A 19205-nucleotide genomic window follows, 5' to 3' on the forward strand; every position below is an offset into this window, starting at 1 on the left:
GCGCCGCGTTCATGGCTTGGCTCCGGTGGTGGTCGCGGCCTGGCCGCTTTCCTGAAGGGCCTTGGTCACTTCAGGCGGCATGTACTTCTCGTCATGCTTGGCCAGCACTTCGTCGGCCACTACCACGCCCTCGGCATTGAGCTTGCCCAGGGCGACGATGCCCTGCCCTTCACGGAACAGGTCGGGGAGGATACCGCGGTAGGTGATCGGTACCGACTTGTTGAAGTCGGTGACCACGAAACGCACGTCGAGCGAATCGCCCGAGCGCTGCAGCGAGCCGGCTTCGACCATGCCGCCAGCGCGAATTCGGGTGTCCAGCGGCGCTTCGCCGTTGGCGATCTGGGTGGGGGTGTAGAACAGGTTGATGTTCTGTTGCAAGGCACTCAGGGCCAGGCCCACGGCGACACCCACGCCCGCCAGCAGGCCGAGAATGATGAACAGACGCTTCTTGCGTTGCGGATTCACTGGTTGCTCTCCCGGCGCAGACGGCGCGCCTCTTCTTGCAGGTAACGCCGCCGTGCCAGCAAGGGCGAGGCAACGTTGACGGCCAGCACCAGCAGGCAGATGCCATAGGCCGACCAGACATACAGGCCGTGATGGCCCATGGCGAGAAAATCACTGAAGGAGGCGAAACTCATCGCGCCATCCCCCGACCCAGGCAGTTCATGACCTCCTCCTTGACCCAGCTGGCGCGAGCTTCGCGCTTGAGCACTTCGAGGCGCATGCGCAACAGCAGCACCGCACCGAAGAAGCAATAGAAGCCCAGTACAGTCATCAGCAGCGGCAGCCACATTTCGGCGGGCATCGCCGGCTTCTCGGTCAGGGTGAAGGTGGCGCCCTGGTGCAGGGTGTTCCACCACTCCACCGAATACTTGATGATCGGGATGTTGATCACCCCGACAATGGCCAGCACGGCGCAGGCCTTGGCCGCGCTCTCACGATTGCTGATGGCCTGGCCCAGGGCAATAAGACCGAAGTACAGAAAAAGCAGGATCAGCATCGACGTAAGGCGTGCATCCCAGACCCACCAACTGCCCCAGGTCGGCTTGCCCCAGATGGCACCGGTAACCAGCGCCACGGCGGTCATCCAGGCACCGATGGGCGCGGCGCACTGCAGGGCGACGTCGGCGACTTTCATTTTCCAGACCAGCCCGACCACGCCAGCCACCGCCAGCATCACATAGCACGACTGGGCCAGCATGGCAGCGGGCACGTGGATGTAGATGATGCGAAAACTGTTGCCCTGCTGGTAGTCCTGGGGCGCAAAGGCCAGGCCCCAGATCACGCCGATGCCAATCAACAGGATCGCGGCAACCGCAAGCCAGGGCAGCATGCGGCCACTGATGGCATAGAACCACTTGGGCGAACCCAGTTTATGAAACCACGTCCAGCTGATTACGCTGCTCTTCATCACGGTACATCCAGGGTCTTTGCTGGGCAGTGCCCAGACCTCATTATTCGCCGACGCTGATCTTCAGGCCAGCCGCTATTGCAAAGGGTGCCAGAGTTACTGCCAAGGCGGTCAGGCTGCCAAGCCAGAGCAGATAACCGGTCGCCGGCATAGCTTGCAATGCCGCCTGCAAGGCGCCACTGCCCAAGATCAACACCGGGATATATAACGGCAAAATAAGTAGCGCCAACAAAAGGCCGCCACGTTTCAAACCAACAGTCAGCGCCGCTCCCACTGCACCCAGAAGGCTCAGCACCGGGGTACCCAGCAACAACGATGCCAGCAATACCGGCAGGCACGCCGCAGGCAATCCCAGCATCAGTGCCAGCAAGGGCGCCAACAATACCAGTGCCAGACCGGAAAAGGCCCAGTGTGCCAGCACTTTCGCCAGTACCAGAAGAGGCAGGGGGTGCGACGAAAGGACCCACTGTTCCAGCGATCCGTCCTCGAAATCACTGCGAAAAAGCCCGTCCAGCGAGAGCAGAACCGATAAAAGTGCAGCCACCCAGACCAGTCCCGGAGACAAGGTTTGCAACAATTGAGTCTCAGGACCGACCGCCAATGGGAACAGCGCGATCACAATAGCGAAAAACACCAGGGGGTTGGCAAGCTCTGCAGGACGGCGGCACAGCAGGCGCGCTTCACGGCGCAACAACAAAACGAACACACTCATGCGGCCCACTGCCCCAGGTTCAGTTCACGGTAACCGGACGGCTTGCGTTCCAGGGTGTGGTGGGTGGTCAGCACGACCATGCCGCCCTGCTCGCAATGGGCGGCCAGGTGCGCTTCAAGCTGGGCCACGCCCTGCTTGTCGAGGGCAGTGAAGGGTTCGTCGAGAATCCACAGCGGCGGGCTGTCCAGGTACAAGCGGGCCAGGGCCACACGGCGCTGCTGGCCAGCCGACAGGGTATGGCAGGGTACATCTTCAAAACCGCGCAGGCCGACCGCTTCGAGGGCCTTCCAGATGGCTGCAGGGTCGGCCGGGGTATGCAATGCGCAGAGCCAGGCCAGGTTTTCTTCAGGGCTGAGCAAATCCTTGATACCGGCAGCGTGGCCGATCCACAGGAGGATTTTCGCAAGTTCATGGCGCTGTTCGAGCAACGGCTTGCCGTGCAGGCGGATCTCGCCGGCCGTCGGCTGCATCAGGCCGGCCAACAGGCGCAACAAACTGGTTTTGCCGCTGCCGTTGGGGCCGCTGATCTGCAACATGTCACCGGCGGCCAGGTGCAGCTCGAGATTTTCGAAGAGCATTCGCCAGTCGCGCTCGCAGGCCAGGCCTACGGCTTGGAGATGAGGGGTCACGGTTTCGCCTTATGCTGGGATGCCTGTCTCAAGTCGGCCCTGACCTTGCCGTTATAGTGGCAATGGATACAAGGCCCGAGCGCGCTGAGCGCGAATGATCGGGCGGCATTATACATGTGATGTCCTACTGCAAAGAGGGCTATTTCAACAGGTTGCCAGCTGATGACAGGTGAAATTAACAACCTTGGCCCGCAGGCTCCAGCCGGCCCTTCGATGCGCTCGTCGGCAACGGGTGAACTGCTGCGCCTGCTGCAACCCCAACAGGCCCTGCTGGCCCCCGGTGAAACGGCAAAGGCCGAAGTATTGGCCCTGCGCCAGGTTGGGCAGGACTTCCAGCTTCTGCTCAAACTGACCCAGGAAAACGGCAAGCAGATCAACGTTCAGGCCAGCAGTAACCTGGCATTGCCCCAGGGCAGCCTGCTGGCGGTGAGCCAGAGCAGCGCCAGCAATCTCTCCATCAGCCTGCAGCAAGTGCTCGCCAGCAGCGTGGCCAGCCTGACCCGGCTCGACACCCGTGAGACGCCGGTAGGCAGCCTGTTGCAAGGCAAGGTAGTCACCAGCCAGATGTTGCCCCAGGCCGCCGGCCAGGTGGCCCAGTACCGTTCGCTGGTGAGCTTGCTGGGCCCCCAAGCCGGCACCACACTCACCCTCGACAGCCCGCGGCCGTTGGCGGTGGGCAGCCTGCTCAGTGCGCGGGTACTAGGGGACCAGTCGTTGCAATTCGTCCCCCTGAGCGGACGCCAGGATCAACTGGCTATCACCCAGCAACTGGGCACCCAGCAAAGCCGACAGGCGTCGTTGCAGGGGTTGCTCAGCGCATTGCAGCAACTGCGCCAGGACAGCAACCAGAACGGCGAGGTGCGCAACAGCGTCGACAAGCTGCTGGCCAGCCTGCCGGATGCCCGCCAGCTCAGCGACCCCAAGGGCCTGGCCCAGGCGCTGAACAACAGCGGTGCGTTTCTGGAAGCCAAGCTGCTGGGCGGCCTGGGGCAACAGTTGGCGCCGGACTTCAAGGCCCAGGTCGTGCGCCTGGTGGCGCAGTTGCTGCCGGGGCTGCCGGGCACCAGCACGTTCAACCCGGCCGCAGCCGCCAGCACCCTGGCCCAGGTGATGCCCGGCATGGTCCGCAATGCCCTGGGGATGCTCGGCCAGGTCAGCCCACGCCCCCACCCTGGCAGCTTCCCCCTGCCCTCGCGGCTACTGAAGAGCCAGGACGGCGAAGCCGACCTTGAACACCTGCTGCGCCTGGCTGCCGCCGCCATCTCACGCCTGCAGAGCCATCAATTGGCCAGTTTGGAGCAGACCGGCACCACGCCCGAGGGCAACCTGCAAACCACCTGGCAACTGGAAATCCCCCTGCGCAGCGGCCAGGACTTCATCCCCCTGCAGTTCAAACTGCAACGCGAAGAAACGCCGGAGCAACAAAACGATCCACAACGTGAACAGCGCGATCCGCTGGAAATGCGCTGGCGCATCGAGCTGTCGTTCGACCTGCAGCCGCTGGGACCGCTGCAAGTCCAGGCGCAGATCAGCCAGGGCAGCCTGTCGAGCCAGTTGTGGGCCGAGCTGCCCCGCACCGCACAGTTGATCGACAGTCAGTTGGGCAACCTGCGCGAGCGCCTGCTGGCCCGCGGCCTGAACGTAACCGAACTGTGCTGTCATCACGGCACACCGCCCCAGGGGCCGCGCACGCGCCTGGAACAACGCTGGGTGGATGAAACCGCATGAATTTTGTGGGAACGGGCTTGCCCGCGAACGTATTTCAACCGGAACTTCGTTTCGCGGGGCAAGTCGAGACGTCGCACCGCCGCTCCCCACAAGGAAATACGCATGACTGAGAAAACAGCCATTGCCCTGACCTACGACGGCCAACAAGCGCCCACCCTGAGCGCAAAGGGTGACGACGAACTGGCCGAAGCGATCCTGGCCATTGCCCGCGAACATGAAGTACCGATCTACGAAAACGCCGAACTGGTGCGGCTATTGGCACGCATGGAACTGGGCGATCAGATACCCGAGGCGCTGTATCTGACCCTTGCCGAAATCATCGCCTTTGCCTGGCAGCTCAAGGGCAAGGTGCCGGTGGGGTTTGTCGATCAGGAGCCGCAGGAGCGGGATATCACCCCACCTTGAGCCGCTGCACCTGATCACGACCGTTGCGCGGCCGATCGCAGGCTGTCGCCAGCGGCTGCACGGGCGTCTGCAGCCGCTAGGAGCGAGGCTGCGATCAGCTGCGCAGCAGTCGCCTGGCCTTCAATTGCGATGCACCTTGCTCATCAACTCGGCCTCGGCCTGGGTCAGGCCACAGGTCTGGGTCAGTTCATCGACACTGGCCCCCATGCTCACCAGCCGCGCCGCTTGTGCAAACGACAGGCTGTTGGGGTCGCGCTGCTCCAGTTGCAACAGTTTGTCGGGCAACGGCGCCACGACTGTGCACAGCTCGTGCAGCGCCTCGCCCATGCGCACGCTGCCGTTCTGGTAGTCGTCCAGGCGCTTGGCCAGGTCCTTGATGCGCTGGTCGCGCAACGCATCACCCTGGGCCTGCTGGGCGGCCAGTTCACGCTGGCGCTTGCTGTAGTTCAGGAAGAACCACAGGCTCACCGCCCAGAGCAGTGCCAGAAATATGACTGCAACCTCAAGGATCAACTCAGATGTTCTCCAGCTCGGACCACTCTTCCTCGGTCATCATCTTGTCCAGCTCGACCAGGATCAGCAGTTCGTTGTTCTTGTTGCACACGCCCTGAATGAACTTGGCCGATTCTTCGTTACCGACATTCGGTGCGGTCTCGATCTCGGACTGGCGCAGGTAAACCACTTCGGCAACGCTGTCGACCAGGATGCCGACCACTTGCTTGTCGGCCTCGATGATGACGATACGGCTGTTGTCGGTGATTTCACTCGACATCAGGCCGAAACGCTGACGGGTGTCGATCACAGTGACCACATTGCCGCGCAGGTTGATGATGCCCAGCACGTAGCTCGGGGCACCCGGGACCGGGGCGATTTCGGTGTAGCGCAGGACTTCCTGCACCTGCATCACATTGATGCCATAGGACTCGTTGTCCAGCTTGAAGGTAACCCACTGCAGGATCGGATCTTCGGAACCTTGTGCAGACGACTTTTTCATTCCCCTATCCCTCAAAATCCGCCATCGGCGGTGTGCTCAGTGCGGTCGCGGTGCGACCGATCATTTATGGCTGATGTTCATTTGCCTGACCGCGCCGCTGGCGATCAACCCTGCCAGTTCCGCGACGTCGAGCAATGCACACATGTGTTCGATGACCGTACCGGCCAGCCAAGGCCGCTGGCCACGCTGGCTGCGCCATTTGATCTCGTTGGGGTCCAGGCGCAGCGAACGGCTGACCTGGTGTACCGCCAGCCCCCACTCATGGCCCTGGACCGAAATCACGTACTGCAGGCCCTGGCGAAAATCGTCGCGGTAGCGGTCTGGCATGACCCAGCGCGCAGTGTCCAGCACCTTCAGGTTGCCGCCCTGGCTGGGCAGGATGCCCAGGAACCAGTCCGGCTGCCCGAACAGCGGCGTCAGCTCATGGCCTGCCAGCGAGTAGATCGAGCCCAGGCATACCAACGGCACCGCCAGGGTCAACCCGGCGACATCGAACAGCAGGCACTCGAAGGGCTCGGCCGCCCATGCCGGGCGACCGTCAACGCTCGCCGGTTGTGCAGGCTGGCTGATCGAGGCCGGCAGGTGTACCTCCACCAGCGGCTCGACCGTGGCCGGCATGGGCTCGGCCACCGGCATGAGCGCTGGCAGCACAGGACATTCCGGTTCGGGAAGTGGCAGCGGGTCCGCCTGTGCCGCGACGGCGATCTGCGAGCTGGCGCCCCTTGCATCGCGAACCTGCTCTTCGAGCACGGCAGCCTCGAAGTCATCGCTCTCGACTGCCGGCGCGGGAAGCTCAAGCGCCTCGGTGGCCTCATACAACAAGCCGTCCAGGTAGGACTGCAGGGCCAATTGCGGCCCGGAGGCCAGCTGTAGCGGACGATTCATCAGGCCACCTGCTGGGTTAGGTTCTGCGTCAGCAGATGCTTGAGCAGGGCCCGGTAGGCCACCACTGCGCGACTCTTGCCATCGAACTGGGAGGGCGTCTGCCCGGCCCGGCTGGCATCGCGCAGGCGGGTATCCACCGGGATGTAGCCTTGCCAGATGGTCTCCGGGTACGCGTCACGCAGCATGCGCAAGGTGCCCATCGATGCCTGGGTGCGACGGTCGAACAGGGTCGGCACGATGTGATAGGGCAACGCCTGCTTGCGCGAGCGGTTGACCATCGCCAGGGTGCTGACCATACGTTCAAGGCCCTTGACCGCCAGGTACTCGGTTTGCACCGGGATCACCAACTGCTGGCTGGCCGCCAGGGCATTGACCATCAGCACGCCGAGCAACGGCGGGCTGTCGATGATGGCGTAGTCGAAATCCTGCCACAGCTGCGCCAGAGACTTGGCGATTACCAGGCCCAGGCCGCTTTGCCCGGGCGACTGGCGCTCCAGCACCGCCAGCGCAGTACTGGAGGGCAGCAGGGAAATATTCGGGTCGCTGGTTGGCAGCAGCAGTTGCCCGGGCAAGCCTTCAGGCACCGCGCCCTTGTGCAGGAACAGGTCGTAGCAACTGTGCTCCAGCACGTCCGGGTTATGCCCGAAGTAGCTGGTCATGGACCCATGGGGGTCGAGGTCGACGACGACCACACGCTTGCCCGCCTCGGCCAGCAAACCGGCCAGGGCGATGGACGTGGTGGTCTTGCCGACGCCACCTTTTTGATTGGCTACTGCCCAGACTCTCATTACGTTGCTTCCTCCCGGTACGGCGGTGGCCCTGCCGGGAACGGTTATAAGTTCGGTGACGGAGGATTGACGCGACTGCCCTCCGACGACGGTGATTGTGCTGGCGGTGCAGTTTGTGTGCCAGCACGCTTCAACGCGGCGTCCGGCGTGGCATTGGCGCTGCCCGAAGCGGTCAGGCTGCGGCGTACTTCAAGGTTGCGCGAAATCACCAGCACGACCCGACGATTGCGCGCGCGCCCCTCGGCCGTGTCGTTACCGGCAATTGGCTGGAACTCGCCATAGCCCACCGAGGCCATGCGCGCCGGATTGACACCGTCCATGGCCAGCAAGCGGACAATGCTGGCCGCCCGCGCCGATGACAGTTCCCAGTTGGTCGGGTACTGGGCGGTGCGAATCGGCAGATCGTCGGTGAAACCTTCGACATGCACGGGGTTGGCAAAGGGTTTGAGGATCTTGGCCACCTTCTCGATGATGCTGAAGGCAATGTCGCTGGGCATGGCATCGCCGCTGCCGAACAACAGCGAGGAGTTGAGTTCGATCTCCACCCACAGCTCATTGCCACGCACGGTCATCTGGTCGGACTTGATCAAGTCGCCAAAGGCATCGCGGACATCGTCGGCAATCGACTTGAGCGGATCAACGCTCGCCCCCGCAAGGCCTGCGTCAATCTGCTCGCTTTCCTTGATCAGAGGCTCGGCGGGCCTGACGCTGAGCGGGCGCTCGTCGCCGATCGGGATCGGCCGCATGCTCCGTTCGGGGTCGTTGAACACGCCGATCAGGGCCTCGGAAACGACCTTGTACTTGCCCTCGTTGATCGAGGAGATCGAGTACATGACCACGAAGAAGGCAAACAGCAAGGTGATGAAGTCCGCGTAGGACACCAGCCAGCGTTCGTGGTTTTCATGCTCTTCGGGTTGTCGGCGGCGCGCCATGCGTTACTCCATGAAGCCCTGAAGCTTCAACTCGATCGAGCGCGGGTTCTCGCCTTCGGCGATCGACAGCAGCCCTTCCAGGAGCATTTCCCGGTAGCGCGACTGACGCAGGGCGAGGGCCTTGAGCTTGTTGGCCACCGGCAGGAGGATCAGATTGGCGCTGGCCACCCCGTAGATGGTGGCGACGAAGGCCACGGCAATGCCGGTGCCCAACTGCGAGGGGTCGGCAAGGTTGCCCATCACATGGATCAAGCCCATGACCGCACCGATGATACCGATGGTCGGCGCGTAGCCGCCCATGCACTCGAACACCTTGGCGGCCTGGATGTCGCGGCTTTCCTGGGTGTAGAAGTCCACTTCGAGAATGCTGCGAATGGCTTCGGGCTCGGCGCCATCGACCAGCAACTGCAGGCCCTTGCGCGCATACGGATCGGGCTCGGCATCGGCCACCCCTTCAAGGCCCAGCAGGCCTTCCTTGCGCGCGGTCAGGCTCCAGTTCACGACCCGGTCGATGCCACCGGCCAGGTCGACCCGCGGCGGGAAGATGATCCAACGGACAATTTGCAGCGCCCGCTTGAAGGCGCTCATGGGCGACTGCAGCAATGCCGCCGCCAGGGTACCGCCCAGTACGATCAACGCGGCCGGGCCGTTGATCAGGGCCGACAGGTGTCCTCCCTCGAGGTAATTGCCGCCGACAATGGCGACAAAGGCCAGGATGATGCCGATCAGGCTCAAGACATCCATCAGACACAGGCCTCGACCAGGTGCTTGCCGATCTCGTCCAGGTTGTACACCGCGTCGGCCAGGTTGGCCTTGACGATCGCCATGGGCATGCCATAGATCACGCAGCTGGCCTCATCCTGGGCCCACACCGTGCTGCCGCCCTGCTTGAGCAGGCGCGCGCCTTCACGGCCATCGGCCCCCATGCCGGTGAGCACCACCGACAGCACCTTGTCCCCGTAGGACTTGGCGGCCGAACCAAAGGTGATGTCTACGCAGGGTTTGTAATTGAGGCGCTCATCGCCCGGGAGGATTTTCACCGCACCACGCCCATCGACCATCATCTGCTTGCCACCCGGGGCCAGCAAGGCCAGGCCGGGGCGCAGCATGTCGCCGTCCTCGGCTTCCTTGACGCTGATCTTGCACAGCTTGTCGAGGCGTTCGGCAAAAGCCTTGGTGAACGCCGCCGGCATGTGCTGGACCAACACGATCGGCGCCGGGAAATTGGCCGGTAGCTGGGTCAGCACCCGCTGCAGTGCCACCGGACCACCGGTGGACGTACCGATCGCCACCAGCTTGTAGGGCTTGCGCTTGGGCGCGGCCGACGTCGTGGCGGCACGTACCGGCGCAGCGGCGCGCGGCGCAGGGCTGGCGCCCAGGCTGCTGACACTTGGCTGGGCGTGGGCCACTGGCTGGGGGGCAGGCGTGGGGCTGGCAAAGGCGCTGAAGCGACGGTTGCTGCGCGAAATGGTGTGGACCTTTTCGCACAGCAGTTGCTTGACCTTCTCGGGGTTGCGCGAGATGTCTTCGAAGTTCTTGGGCAGGTAGTCGACCGCACCGGCATCCAGCGCATCGAGGGTTACCCGGGCGCCTTCGTGGGTCAGCGAGGAGAACATCAACACCGGGGTCGGGCAGCGCTGCATGATGTGCCGCACGGCGGTGATGCCGTCCATCATGGGCATTTCATAGTCCATGGTGATGACATCGGGCTTGAGCGACAGTGCCTGGTCGATCGCTTCCTTGCCGTTGGTCGCGGTACCCACGACCTGGATAGTCGGGTCCGCTGAAAGAATTTCCGAGACACGGCGGCGGAAGAAACCGGAATCATCCACCACCAGGACCTTGACTGCCATAAACACTCCATTAGGGGGCGCGGCGTGACGCCGCGCCACCAGAATCAAATACGCCGGGCGGCGTAACGCTTGAGCATGCTCGGCACATCGAGGATCAGCGCAATGCGCCCGTCACCAGTAATGGTGGCGCCCGACATGCCCGGGGTGCCCTGGAGCATCTTGCCCAGCGGTTTGATGACCACTTCTTCCTGGCCCACCAGTTGATCGACAACGAAGCCGATCCGCTGGGTGCCTACCGAAAGGATCACCACGTGCCCTTCGCGTTGCTCTTCATGAGCGGCGGAACTGACCAGCCAGCGCTTGAGGTAGAACAGCGGCAAGGCTTTGTCGCGCACGATCACGACCTCCTGGCCGTCGACCACGTTTGTGCGCGACAGGTCCAGATGGAAGATCTCGTTGACGTTGACCAGCGGGAAGGCGAACGCCTGGTTGCCCAGCATCACCATCAGGGTCGGCATGATCGCCAGGGTCAGCGGGACCTTGATGACGATCTTCGAGCCCAGCCCCTTGGTCGAGTAGATATTGATCGAGCCGTTGAGCTGGGCGATCTTGGTTTTCACCACGTCCATGCCCACGCCACGCCCGGAGACGTCCGAGATCTCGGTCTTGGTCGAGAAGCCCGGGGCGAAGATCAGGTTGTAGCACTCGGTGTCGCTCAGGCGCTCGGCGGCATCCTTGTCCATCACCCCGCGTTTGACCGCAATGGCGCGCAGGACGTTGGCGTCCATGCCCTTGCCGTCATCGGAGATCGACAACAGGATGTGATCGCCCTCCTGCTCGGCCGACAGCACCACCTTGCCGCTGCGGGTCTTGCCGGCGGCTTCGCGCTCTTCGGGAGTTTCGATGCCGTGGTCGACGGCGTTGCGCACCAAGTGCACCAACGGGTCGGCCAGCGCCTCGACGAGGTTCTTGTCGAGGTCGGTTTCTTCACCGACCAGCTCGAGGTTGATCTCTTTCTTCAACTGCCTGGCCAGGTCGCGCACCAGTCGCGGGAAGCGCCCGAAGACCTTCTTGATCGGCTGCATGCGGGTTTTCATCACCGCGGTCTGCAAGTCGGCCGTGACCACGTCAAGGTTCGACACCGCCTTGGACATGGCTTCATCGCCGCTGTTCAGACCCAGGCGCACCAGGCGGTTACGCACCAGCACCAGCTCGCCGACCATGTTCATGATCTCGTCCAGGCGTGCAGTATCGACCCGCACGGTGGTTTCCGCTTCGCTGGCCGGGTGCTTCTCGGCAGTGGGCGACGGCTGTCGGGCCGGTGCGGGTGCGGCAGCCTTGGCAGGCGCAGCCGGGGCCGTTGGTTTGGCAGCCGCCACCGGGGTCGGGGCCGGTGCAGGCTTGGCCGCTACCGCCGCGGTTGGCGACGCGGCCGGGGCCACGCTGTCGGGGGTGAACTTGCCCTTGCCGTGCAGTTCATCGAGCAGGGCTTCGAATTCGTGTTCGCTGATGTGATCGCCGGCTGGCTCGGATGTCGGCGCAGACGCCTGGGCCGCAGCAGCAGGCAACGCATCGACGGCAAAGGTGCCCTTGCCATGCAATTGGTCAAGCAACGCTTCGAATTCGTCATCGGTGATTTCGTCGCTGGCACCCTGGGCCGCTACCGGTTCCGCCACCGCGGGCGCCGCAAGGCTGTCGGGGGCGAACTGGCCTTTGCCGTGCAACTGGTCGAGCAACGACTCGAACTCGGCATCGGTAATTTCATCGCTGGCGGCGTCGGGTGCCTGGGCCTGGGCTTCAGCCTCGGCCTTGACGGCATTGAGCGAGTCGAGCAGTTGTTCGAACTCGGTATCGGTAATGTCCGCTTCGGCAGCAACCGGGGCTTCTGGCGCCGGCTCTGGTGCCGACGCCGGTGCCTGCTCGGCGCCAGCCGGCTCGGCCAGGCGCGACAAGGCCGCCAGCAGCTCAGGCGTGGCCGGGGTGACATCGGTGCGCTCACGCACTTGGCCGAACATGCTGTTGACGGTATCCAGGGCTTCCAGGACCACGTCCATCAGCTCGGCATCGACGCGCCGCTCACCCTTGCGCAGGATGTCGAAAACGTTTTCGGCGATGTGGCAGCACTCCACCAGCTCGTTGAGCTGGAGGAAGCCGGCGCCCCCTTTTACAGTGTGAAAACCGCGAAAGATCGCATTGAGCAGGTCGGCATCATCCGGACGGCTTTCCAGCTCGACCAGTTGCTCGGACAGTTGCTCAAGAATCTCGCCGGCTTCTACCAGAAAATCCTGAAGGATTTCTTCATCGGCGCCGAAGCTCATTAAACGTGCTCCCTAAAAACCCAGGCTGGACAGCAGATCATCGACATCGTCCTGACCGGACACAACGTCTTCACGTTTATCGGCATGAATCTGCGGACCTTCACCCCGGGCCGGATGTTTTTCTTGATCTTTTTCAGCACGCAGCTGCTGGTGGTCATGTTCGATACCGGCAAAGCGGTCGACCTGACTGGCCATCAGCACGAGCTTGAGCAGATTGCTTTCTACTTCGGTGACCAGCGCAGTAACGCGCTTGATCACCTGGCCGGTCAGGTCTTGGTAGTCCTGAGCCAGCAGAATGTCGTTGAGGTGCCCGGCGACCTTGCGGTTGCCCTCGGCGCTGCGCGTCAGGAAACTGTCGACGCGCTTGGCCAGCTCACGAAACTCCGGTGCCGCCACTTCGCGACGCATGAAGCGCTGCCAGTCAACGCTCAGCGCCCTCGCCTCTTCGCCCAGCTCATTGAGTACCGGGGTACTCGCTTCGACCAGGTCCATGGTGCGGTTGGCCGCGCCTTCGGTCAGCTTGACCACGTAGGACAGGCGCTCGGTCGCGTCGGTGATCTGCGACACTTCTTCGGCCTGCGGCATGTGCGGGTCGATCTGAAAGCTGACGATCGCACTGTGCAGCTCGCGCGTAAGCTTGCCGACTTCCTGGTACAGGCCACGGTCACGGGTCTGGTTCAGCTGATGGATCAGTTGTACCGCGTCGCCGAACTTGCCTCGCTCGAGGCTGTCGACCAGCTCCTGGGCGTGCTTCTTGAGCGTGGACTCGAACTCGCCCAAGGATGTTTGTGTTTGCTCCATAGCGCCCCCGTGGCGTGTCTTCAGCTGTTGACGCGCTCGAAGATCTTCTCGATCTTTTCTTTCAGCACCTGGGCCGTGAAAGGCTTGACCACATAGCCGTTGACGCCGGCCTGGGCCGCTTCGATGATCTGCTCGCGCTTGGCCTCGGCGGTGACCATCAGCACCGGCAGGTGCTTGAGGCGCTCGTCGGCGCGCACTTTGCGCAGCAGGTCGATGCCGGACATGCCAGGCATGTTCCAGTCGGTCACGAGAAAGTCGAAATGGCCGCTTTCGAGCATCGGCAATGCGGTGTTGCCGTCGTCAGCTTCCTGGGTGTTGGTGAAGCCCAGGTCACGCAGCAGGTTCTTGATGATCCGCCGCATCGTCGAGAAATCGTCGACGATGAGGATTTTCATGTCTTTGTTCAATTAGACCTCCAAGCAGTCTTTAACGCGCTCAGCGCAGAACGCGCATTCAATCAATTCGGGCACTACATTTCGCGACTGCATTGAACCTGCGTTCAACGCGCTCGCCATTCTCCCAGGCGACTGCGCAAACGCGCTGCACACTGGCTGTGCAACTGGCTGACACGTGACTCGCTGACCCCCAGGACCTCACCGATTTCCTTGAGGTTCAGCTCTTCGTCGTAGTACAGGGCCAGGACCAGACGCTCACGTTCCGGCAGGTTGGCGATGGCGTCGGCCAAGGCTGCCTGGAAACGCTCGTCTTCCAGGTCGCGCGACGGCTCGAGCTGGGCACTGGCGCCATCCTCGTGCAGGCCTTCGTGTTCGCCGTCCTGCAACAGGTCGTCGAAACTGAACAGGCGACTGCCCAGGGTGTCATTCAAGATCCCGTAGTAATCATCGAGACTCAATTGAAGTTCGGCAGCAACCTCGTGATCTTTAGCGTCACGACCGGTTTTTGCTTCAATTGCGCGAATCGCGTCGCTGACCATACGGGTGTTGCGGTGAACCGAACGTGGCGCCCAGTCCCCTTTACGCACTTCGTCCAACATTGCGCCGCGGATTCGGATGCCGGCGTAGGTCTCGAAACTGGCACCCTTACTGGCGTCGTACTTGTTGGACACCTCGAGCAGGCCGATCATGCCGGCCTGGATCAGATCCTCCACCTGCACACTGGCCGGCAGACGCGCCAGCAGGTGATAGGCGATGCGCTTGACCAACGGCGCATAACGCTCGATCAACTCATACTGGGCATCTCGCGATGCCTTGCTGTACATCCGATATCCGCTGGCGCTCATAGCACAGGGCCCGCGCTCGTCGGCTGCACCAGGCGCTCGACGAAAAACTCCAGGTGACCCCGCGGGTTGGCCGGCAACGGCCAGGTGTCGACTTTCTGGGCAATGGCCTTGAATGCCAGCGCGCACTTGGAACGCGGGAAGGCTTCATAGACCGCACGCTGCTTTTGCACCGCCTTGCGCACGCATTCGTCGTACGGAACGGCGCCGACGTATTGTAGGGCCACGTCCAGGAAGCGATCCGTGACCTTGGTCAACTTGGCGAACAGGTTGCGACCTTCCTGCGGACTCTGCGCCATATTGGCCAGCACGCGGAAACGGTTCATGCCGTAATCGCGATTGAGCAGCTTGATCAGCGCGTAGGCGTCGGTGATCGAGGTCGGCTCGTCGCACACCACCAGCAGCACTTCCTGCGCGGCGCGGACAAAACTGACCACCGAGTCACCGATACCCGCAGCGGTGTCGATCACCAACACATCGAGGTTGTCACCCAGTTCGCTGAACGCCTGGATCAGGCCTGCGTGCTGTGCCGGTGCCAGGTGCACCATGCTCTGTGTGCCAGAGGCGGCCGGTACGATGCGCACACCGCCCGGCCCCTGCAACAGCACGTCGCGCAATTCACAGCGGCCTTCGATGACGTCAGCCAGGGTCCGCTTGGGAGTAAGCCCCAGCAGGACGTCGACATTGGCCAGGCCCAGGTCGGCGTCCAGCAGCATGACCCGACGGCCAAGCTCTGCCAACGCCAACGACAGGTTCACCGACACATTGGTCTTGCCGACGCCACCTTTACCGCCTGTTACGGCGATTACCTGTACGGGATGCATGCTACCCATGTTTGTTCAATACCTTGTCTTGCTTAGACCGAGGCCACATAGCCGGCTGCGCTTTCAACACCTGAAAAATGCATGGCAGACCATCAATGCAGATACTTTGCAACGTCTTCACAATCACCTCAGCCAACACGCTTGCCGTGGCTGTGGTAGAGATCAGCGAACATATCGGCCATCGCCTCTTCGCTGGGCTCCTCCTGCATCTGCACGCTGACCGCACGGCTCACCAGCTGGTGGCGACGCGGCAAGTGCAGATCGTCAGGAATGCGCGGCCCATCGGTTAGATAGGCCACTGGCAATTCATGACTGATGGCCAGGCTCAGGACTTCGCCGAGGCTGGCCGTTTCATCAAGCTTGGTCAGGATGCACCCGGCCAGCCCACAGCGCTTGTAGCTGTGATAGGCGGCAGTGAGCACCTGCTTCTGGCTGGTCGTCGCCAGCACCAGGTAATTCTTGGCCGCAATGCCGCGTCCGGCAAGGGTTTCAAGCTGCATGCGCAGGGCCGGGTCACTGGCCTGCAGGCCGGCGGTGTCAATCAGGATCACTCGCTTGCGCAGCAGCGGCTCCAGCGCCTGGGCCAGCGATTGGCCGGGGTCGACGTGGGTTACCGAGACGTTGAGGATGCGGCCCAGGGTCTTGAGCTGCTCCTGCGCGCCAATACGGAAACTGTCCATGCTCACCAGGGCCATGTTCTGCGCGCCGTACTTGAGCACATAGCGCGCCGCCAGCTTGGCCAGAGTGGTGGTCTTGCCCATGCCGGCCGGGCCGACCATGGCAATGACGCCGCCCTCTTCGATCGGCTCGACTTCCGGCACATGGATACGCCGCGCCAGGTGCGCCAGCAGCATGCGCCAGGCATGGCGCGGTTCGTCGATACCGGCGATCTGGTCGAGCAGCTCACGAGCAATCGGGCCGGTCAGGCCAATGCGCTGCAGGCGCCGCCAGAGGTTGGCCTGCTGTGGCTGGCTGCCCTGCAGCTGGCTCCAGGCAAGCGAACCCAACTGCACTTCGAGCAATTCACGCAACCCATTGAGTTCCGAGCGCATGGCATCGAACAGGCGCGGGTCGACCGGTGCCGGCGCAGGTACCTGCGGCGCGACCGGCTCATCCACGTGCGTGTCGACCAGCGGCTCGGAGGCGGTCAGCGGCAGGCCGGCGAACAGCTGGCGGTTGGCATCGTCGCTGTCGTTGCGGGTACTGAGCTCGGCCTGGGCCGTGACAATTCGCGACTGCGTCTTGCGCAGTTCATCTTCCAGTTCCACATTCGGAACCCGTGGCGCCAGGGCAGACAGCTTGTAGTCCAGCGCAGCCGTCAGCTCGACACCGCCAGCAATCCGTCGGTTGCCGATGATGGCGGCATCAGCCCCCAGCTCATCTCGAACCAGCTTCATGGCTTGACGCATATCGGCAGCGAAAAAACGCTTAACTTGCATAACCCACTACCTCAGCCGTTGGGGCCTACTGTGGCAACGATGGTAACTTGCTTGTTGTCAGGTATTTCCTGATACGCCAAAACATGCAAATTCGGTACAGCCAGGCGACCAAAGCGCGACAGCATTGCACGTACCGGTCCTGCGACCAGCAGGATCGCCGGCTGCCCCTGCATCTCTTGACGCTGGGCAGCCTCGATCAACGAACGCTGAAGCTTTTCAGCCATGCTCGGCTCAAGAAGAACACCGTCTTCCTGACCTTGCCCGGCCCTTTGCAGACTATTGAGCAAAATCTGTTCCAACCTTGGCTCCAGGGTGATCACAGGCAGCTCGGACTCAACGCCGACAATGCTTTGCACGATGGCGCGACACAATCCGACGCGCACCACTGCCACCAACGCGGCGGTATCTTGACTCTTGCCGGCATTATTGGCGATGGCCTCGGCAATGCTGCGGATATCACGTACCGGCACCTGCTCGGCAAGCAGCGCCTGCAGCACCTTGAGCAGACCCGACAATGAAATGACACCCGGCACCAGTTCCTCGGCAAGTTTAGGCGATGCCTTGGCCAGCACCTGCAACAGTTGCTGGACCTCTTCGTGGCCGATCAACTCATGGCAGTGCTTGTGCAGAATCTGGTTGAGGTGGGTGGCGACCACGGTACTGGCATCCACCACGGTGTAGCCCAGCGACTGCGCCTGGCTGCGTTGGCCGACGTCGATCCACACCGCCTCCAGGCCGAAGGCCGGGTCGCGGGCGGCAATGCCGTTGAGGGTGCCGAACACCTGCCCCGGGTTGATCGCAAGCTCACGGTCCGGGTAGATCTCGGCTTCGGCCAGGATCACCCCCATCAGGGTCAGGCGATAGGCACTGGGCGCCAGGTCCAGGTTGTCGCGGATGTGAACCGTGGGCATCAGAAAGCCCAGGTCCTGGGAGAGCTTCTTGCGCACGCCCTTGATCCGCGCCAGCAATTGCCCACCCTGGTTGCGATCCACCAGGGGGATCAGCCGGTAGCCCACTTCCAGGCCGATCATGTCGATGGGCGTGACATCATCCCACCCCAACTCCTTGGTATCGGCGGCACGCTGTGGCGATGGCAACAGGTCTTGCTGGCGCTGCACTTCTTCCTGGGCCTTGAGCTTGACCTGGTTCTGCTTGCGCCACACCAGGTAGGCACCGCCGGCGGCCAGCAGGCCCAGGCTGAGGAAGGCAACATGCGGCATGCCCGGCACCAGGCCCATGACAATCATCAAGCCCGCCGACACACCCAGCGCCTTGGGCGAATCGAACATCTGCCGATTGATCTGCTTGCCCATGTCCTCGGAGCCGGAGGCACGGGTCACCATGATCGCAGCCGCGGTAGACAGCAACAGCGACGGCAACTGCGCCACCAAACCGTCACCAATCGTCAACAGCGCATAGACCTTGCCAGCGTCGCCGAACGTCATGCCGTGCTGGAACATACCGACCAGCATGCCGCCAATCAGGTTGATGAACAGGATCAGCAGGCCGGCGATGGCATCACCGCGCACGAATTTGCTGGCACCGTCCATTGAACCGTAGAACTCGGCCTCCTGAGCCACTTCCGAACGCCGCGCCTTGGCCTGGTTCTGATCGATCAGGCCGGCGTTGAGGTCGGCGTCGATGGCCATCTGCTTACCTGGCATGGCATCGAGGGTAAAGCGTGCGCTCACCTCGGAAATACGCCCGGCACCCTTGGTCACCACCACGAAGTTGATGATCATCAGGATCGCGAACACCACGATACCGACCACATAGTTGCCGCCGATCACCACCTCGCCAAAGGCCTGGATCACCTTACCGGCGGCGGCATGGCCGTCGTGGCCATGGAGCATCACCACGCGCGTGGACGCCACGTTCAGGGCCAGGCGCAGCAAGGTGGCCACCAGCAGGATGGTCGGGAAGGCGGCGAAGTCCAGCGGGCGCAGGGCGTAGACACAGACCAGCAGGACCACGATCGACAGGGCGATGTTGAAGGTGAAAAACACGTCGAGCAGGAACGGCGGGATCGGCAACATCATCATTGCCAGCATCACCAGCAGCAACAGCGGCACACCCAGATTGCCCCGGCCGAGGCCGGCCAGGTTGTTGCGGGCACTGTTGATTAACTGAGAGCGATCCACCGGTATTCCTCGTTAGCTCAAGCAAAACTTTGACGCGAAATGACGCGCGCAGCGCTGCCTTTGCAAGAAGCTTTCCAACTTTCGAAATACCGGGGATTAATGCACCAGGAGCTGGACCGCGACCGCTGCGCAGCCGATCACAGGCTCCCGCCAGCGGCTACGCGAGCC

21 protein-coding genes are annotated in these 19205 nt (G+C 62.7%); 2 read left to right on the top strand and 19 right to left on the bottom strand.

All coding sequences use genetic code 11. From position 1 onward, the window contains the following. Window positions 1–9: 9 nt before the first annotated feature. Genes ccmE through ccmA form a run of 5 tightly spaced genes read right to left on the bottom strand, consistent with a single transcriptional unit; the run spans window position 10 to window position 2752 of the window. A complete protein-coding gene (ccmE, locus tag ABVN19_RS15125; RefSeq protein WP_028945459.1) occupies window positions 10–465 on the bottom strand; it encodes a cytochrome c maturation protein CcmE in 456 nt (151 codons plus the stop codon). Beyond that, on the bottom strand, window positions 462–638 hold the full coding sequence (ccmD, locus tag ABVN19_RS15130) for a heme exporter protein CcmD (protein ID WP_028945460.1): 177 nt from the start codon (window positions 636–638) through the stop codon (window positions 462–464). Before ccmD ends, ccmE begins: the two co-directional genes overlap by 4 nt. Continuing rightward, entirely contained in the window at window positions 635–1411 is a 777-nt protein-coding gene (locus tag ABVN19_RS15135) for a heme ABC transporter permease (RefSeq protein WP_105641578.1), read from the bottom strand. Before ABVN19_RS15135 ends, ccmD begins: the two co-directional genes overlap by 4 nt. Before the next feature lie 43 nt (window positions 1412–1454). Next, window positions 1455–2123, bottom strand: coding sequence for a heme exporter protein CcmB (gene ccmB, locus ABVN19_RS15140; RefSeq protein WP_028945462.1), 669 nt, complete (start codon window positions 2121–2123; stop codon window positions 1455–1457). Beyond that, window positions 2120–2752, bottom strand: coding sequence for a cytochrome c biogenesis heme-transporting ATPase CcmA (ccmA, locus tag ABVN19_RS15145; protein ID WP_028945463.1), 633 nt, complete (start codon window positions 2750–2752; stop codon window positions 2120–2122). The genes ccmB and ccmA overlap by 4 nt, the downstream gene beginning before the upstream one ends. Window positions 2753–2914: 162 nt before the next feature. Between ccmA and ABVN19_RS15150 the strand changes: the two genes are divergently transcribed. Both ABVN19_RS15150 and ABVN19_RS15155 read left to right on the top strand, forming a co-directional pair. Next, window positions 2915–4480, top strand: coding sequence for a flagellar hook-length control protein FliK (locus tag ABVN19_RS15150; RefSeq protein WP_105641579.1), 1566 nt, complete (start codon window positions 2915–2917; stop codon window positions 4478–4480). Between the two features lie 102 nt (window positions 4481–4582). Then, window positions 4583–4885 (top strand): EscU/YscU/HrcU family type III secretion system export apparatus switch protein, encoded by a 303-nt coding sequence (locus tag ABVN19_RS15155; RefSeq protein WP_028945465.1) that lies wholly within the window; start codon window positions 4583–4585, stop codon window positions 4883–4885. 120 nt (window positions 4886–5005) lie between these two features. On the opposite strand, the gene ABVN19_RS15160 is transcribed toward ABVN19_RS15155, so the two are convergent. From ABVN19_RS15160 to flhA, 14 genes are all read right to left on the bottom strand, one after another. After that, on the bottom strand, window positions 5006–5398 hold the full coding sequence (locus tag ABVN19_RS15160; RefSeq protein WP_028945466.1) for a DUF2802 domain-containing protein: 393 nt from the start codon (window positions 5396–5398) through the stop codon (window positions 5006–5008). A 1-nt stretch (window position 5399) separates the two neighbouring features. Further along, on the bottom strand, window positions 5400–5879 hold the full coding sequence (locus tag ABVN19_RS15165) for a chemotaxis protein CheW (protein WP_028945467.1): 480 nt from the start codon (window positions 5877–5879) through the stop codon (window positions 5400–5402). Window positions 5880–5939: 60 nt separating this feature from the next. Continuing rightward, window positions 5940–6764: a CheW domain-containing protein gene (locus tag ABVN19_RS15170; protein WP_028945468.1), complete on the bottom strand. Its 825-nt coding sequence runs from the start codon at window positions 6762–6764 to the stop codon at window positions 5940–5942. Further along, on the bottom strand, window positions 6764–7552 hold the full coding sequence (locus ABVN19_RS15175) for a ParA family protein (protein ID WP_028945469.1): 789 nt from the start codon (window positions 7550–7552) through the stop codon (window positions 6764–6766). Before ABVN19_RS15175 ends, ABVN19_RS15170 begins: the two co-directional genes overlap by 1 nt. Before the next feature lie 44 nt (window positions 7553–7596). Beyond that, a complete protein-coding gene (gene motD, locus ABVN19_RS15180) occupies window positions 7597–8484 on the bottom strand; it encodes a flagellar motor protein MotD (protein WP_105641580.1) in 888 nt (295 codons plus the stop codon). 3 nt (window positions 8485–8487) lie between these two features. After that, window positions 8488–9228, bottom strand: a complete 741-nt coding sequence (locus ABVN19_RS15185) for a flagellar motor protein (RefSeq protein WP_028945471.1) — start codon at window positions 9226–9228, stop codon at window positions 8488–8490. Next, entirely contained in the window at window positions 9228–10337 is a 1110-nt protein-coding gene (locus ABVN19_RS15190; RefSeq protein WP_028945472.1) for a chemotaxis response regulator protein-glutamate methylesterase, read from the bottom strand. The genes ABVN19_RS15185 and ABVN19_RS15190 overlap by 1 nt, the downstream gene beginning before the upstream one ends. A gap of 44 nt (window positions 10338–10381) precedes the next feature. Further along, on the bottom strand, window positions 10382–12595 hold the full coding sequence (locus ABVN19_RS15195; protein ID WP_105641581.1) for a chemotaxis protein CheA: 2214 nt from the start codon (window positions 12593–12595) through the stop codon (window positions 10382–10384). A 12-nt stretch (window positions 12596–12607) separates the two neighbouring features. After that, entirely contained in the window at window positions 12608–13396 is a 789-nt protein-coding gene (locus ABVN19_RS15200; protein WP_028945474.1) for a protein phosphatase CheZ, read from the bottom strand. Window positions 13397–13416: 20 nt separating this feature from the next. Then, window positions 13417–13791 (bottom strand): chemotaxis response regulator CheY, encoded by a 375-nt coding sequence (locus ABVN19_RS15205; RefSeq protein WP_036990294.1) that lies wholly within the window; start codon window positions 13789–13791, stop codon window positions 13417–13419. 104 nt (window positions 13792–13895) lie between these two features. Continuing rightward, entirely contained in the window at window positions 13896–14636 is a 741-nt protein-coding gene (fliA, locus tag ABVN19_RS15210; protein WP_028945475.1) for an RNA polymerase sigma factor FliA, read from the bottom strand. Then, entirely contained in the window at window positions 14633–15466 is an 834-nt protein-coding gene (gene fleN, locus ABVN19_RS15215) for a flagellar synthesis regulator FleN (protein WP_028945476.1), read from the bottom strand. The genes fliA and fleN overlap by 4 nt, the downstream gene beginning before the upstream one ends. A 119-nt stretch (window positions 15467–15585) precedes the next feature. Further along, entirely contained in the window at window positions 15586–16896 is a 1311-nt protein-coding gene (gene flhF / locus ABVN19_RS15220; protein ID WP_028945477.1) for a flagellar biosynthesis protein FlhF, read from the bottom strand. Between the two features lie 11 nt (window positions 16897–16907). Further along, complete coding sequence (flhA, locus tag ABVN19_RS15225) at window positions 16908–19037, bottom strand: flagellar biosynthesis protein FlhA (RefSeq protein ID WP_028945478.1); 2130 nt, start codon at window positions 19035–19037, stop codon at window positions 16908–16910. Window positions 19038–19205 lie beyond the last annotated feature (168 nt).

The sequence above is a fragment of the Pseudomonas vranovensis genome (assembly GCF_040438935.1).
In the GTDB taxonomy this organism is placed as follows: Bacteria; Pseudomonadota; Gammaproteobacteria; order Pseudomonadales; family Pseudomonadaceae; genus Aquipseudomonas; species Aquipseudomonas vranovensis.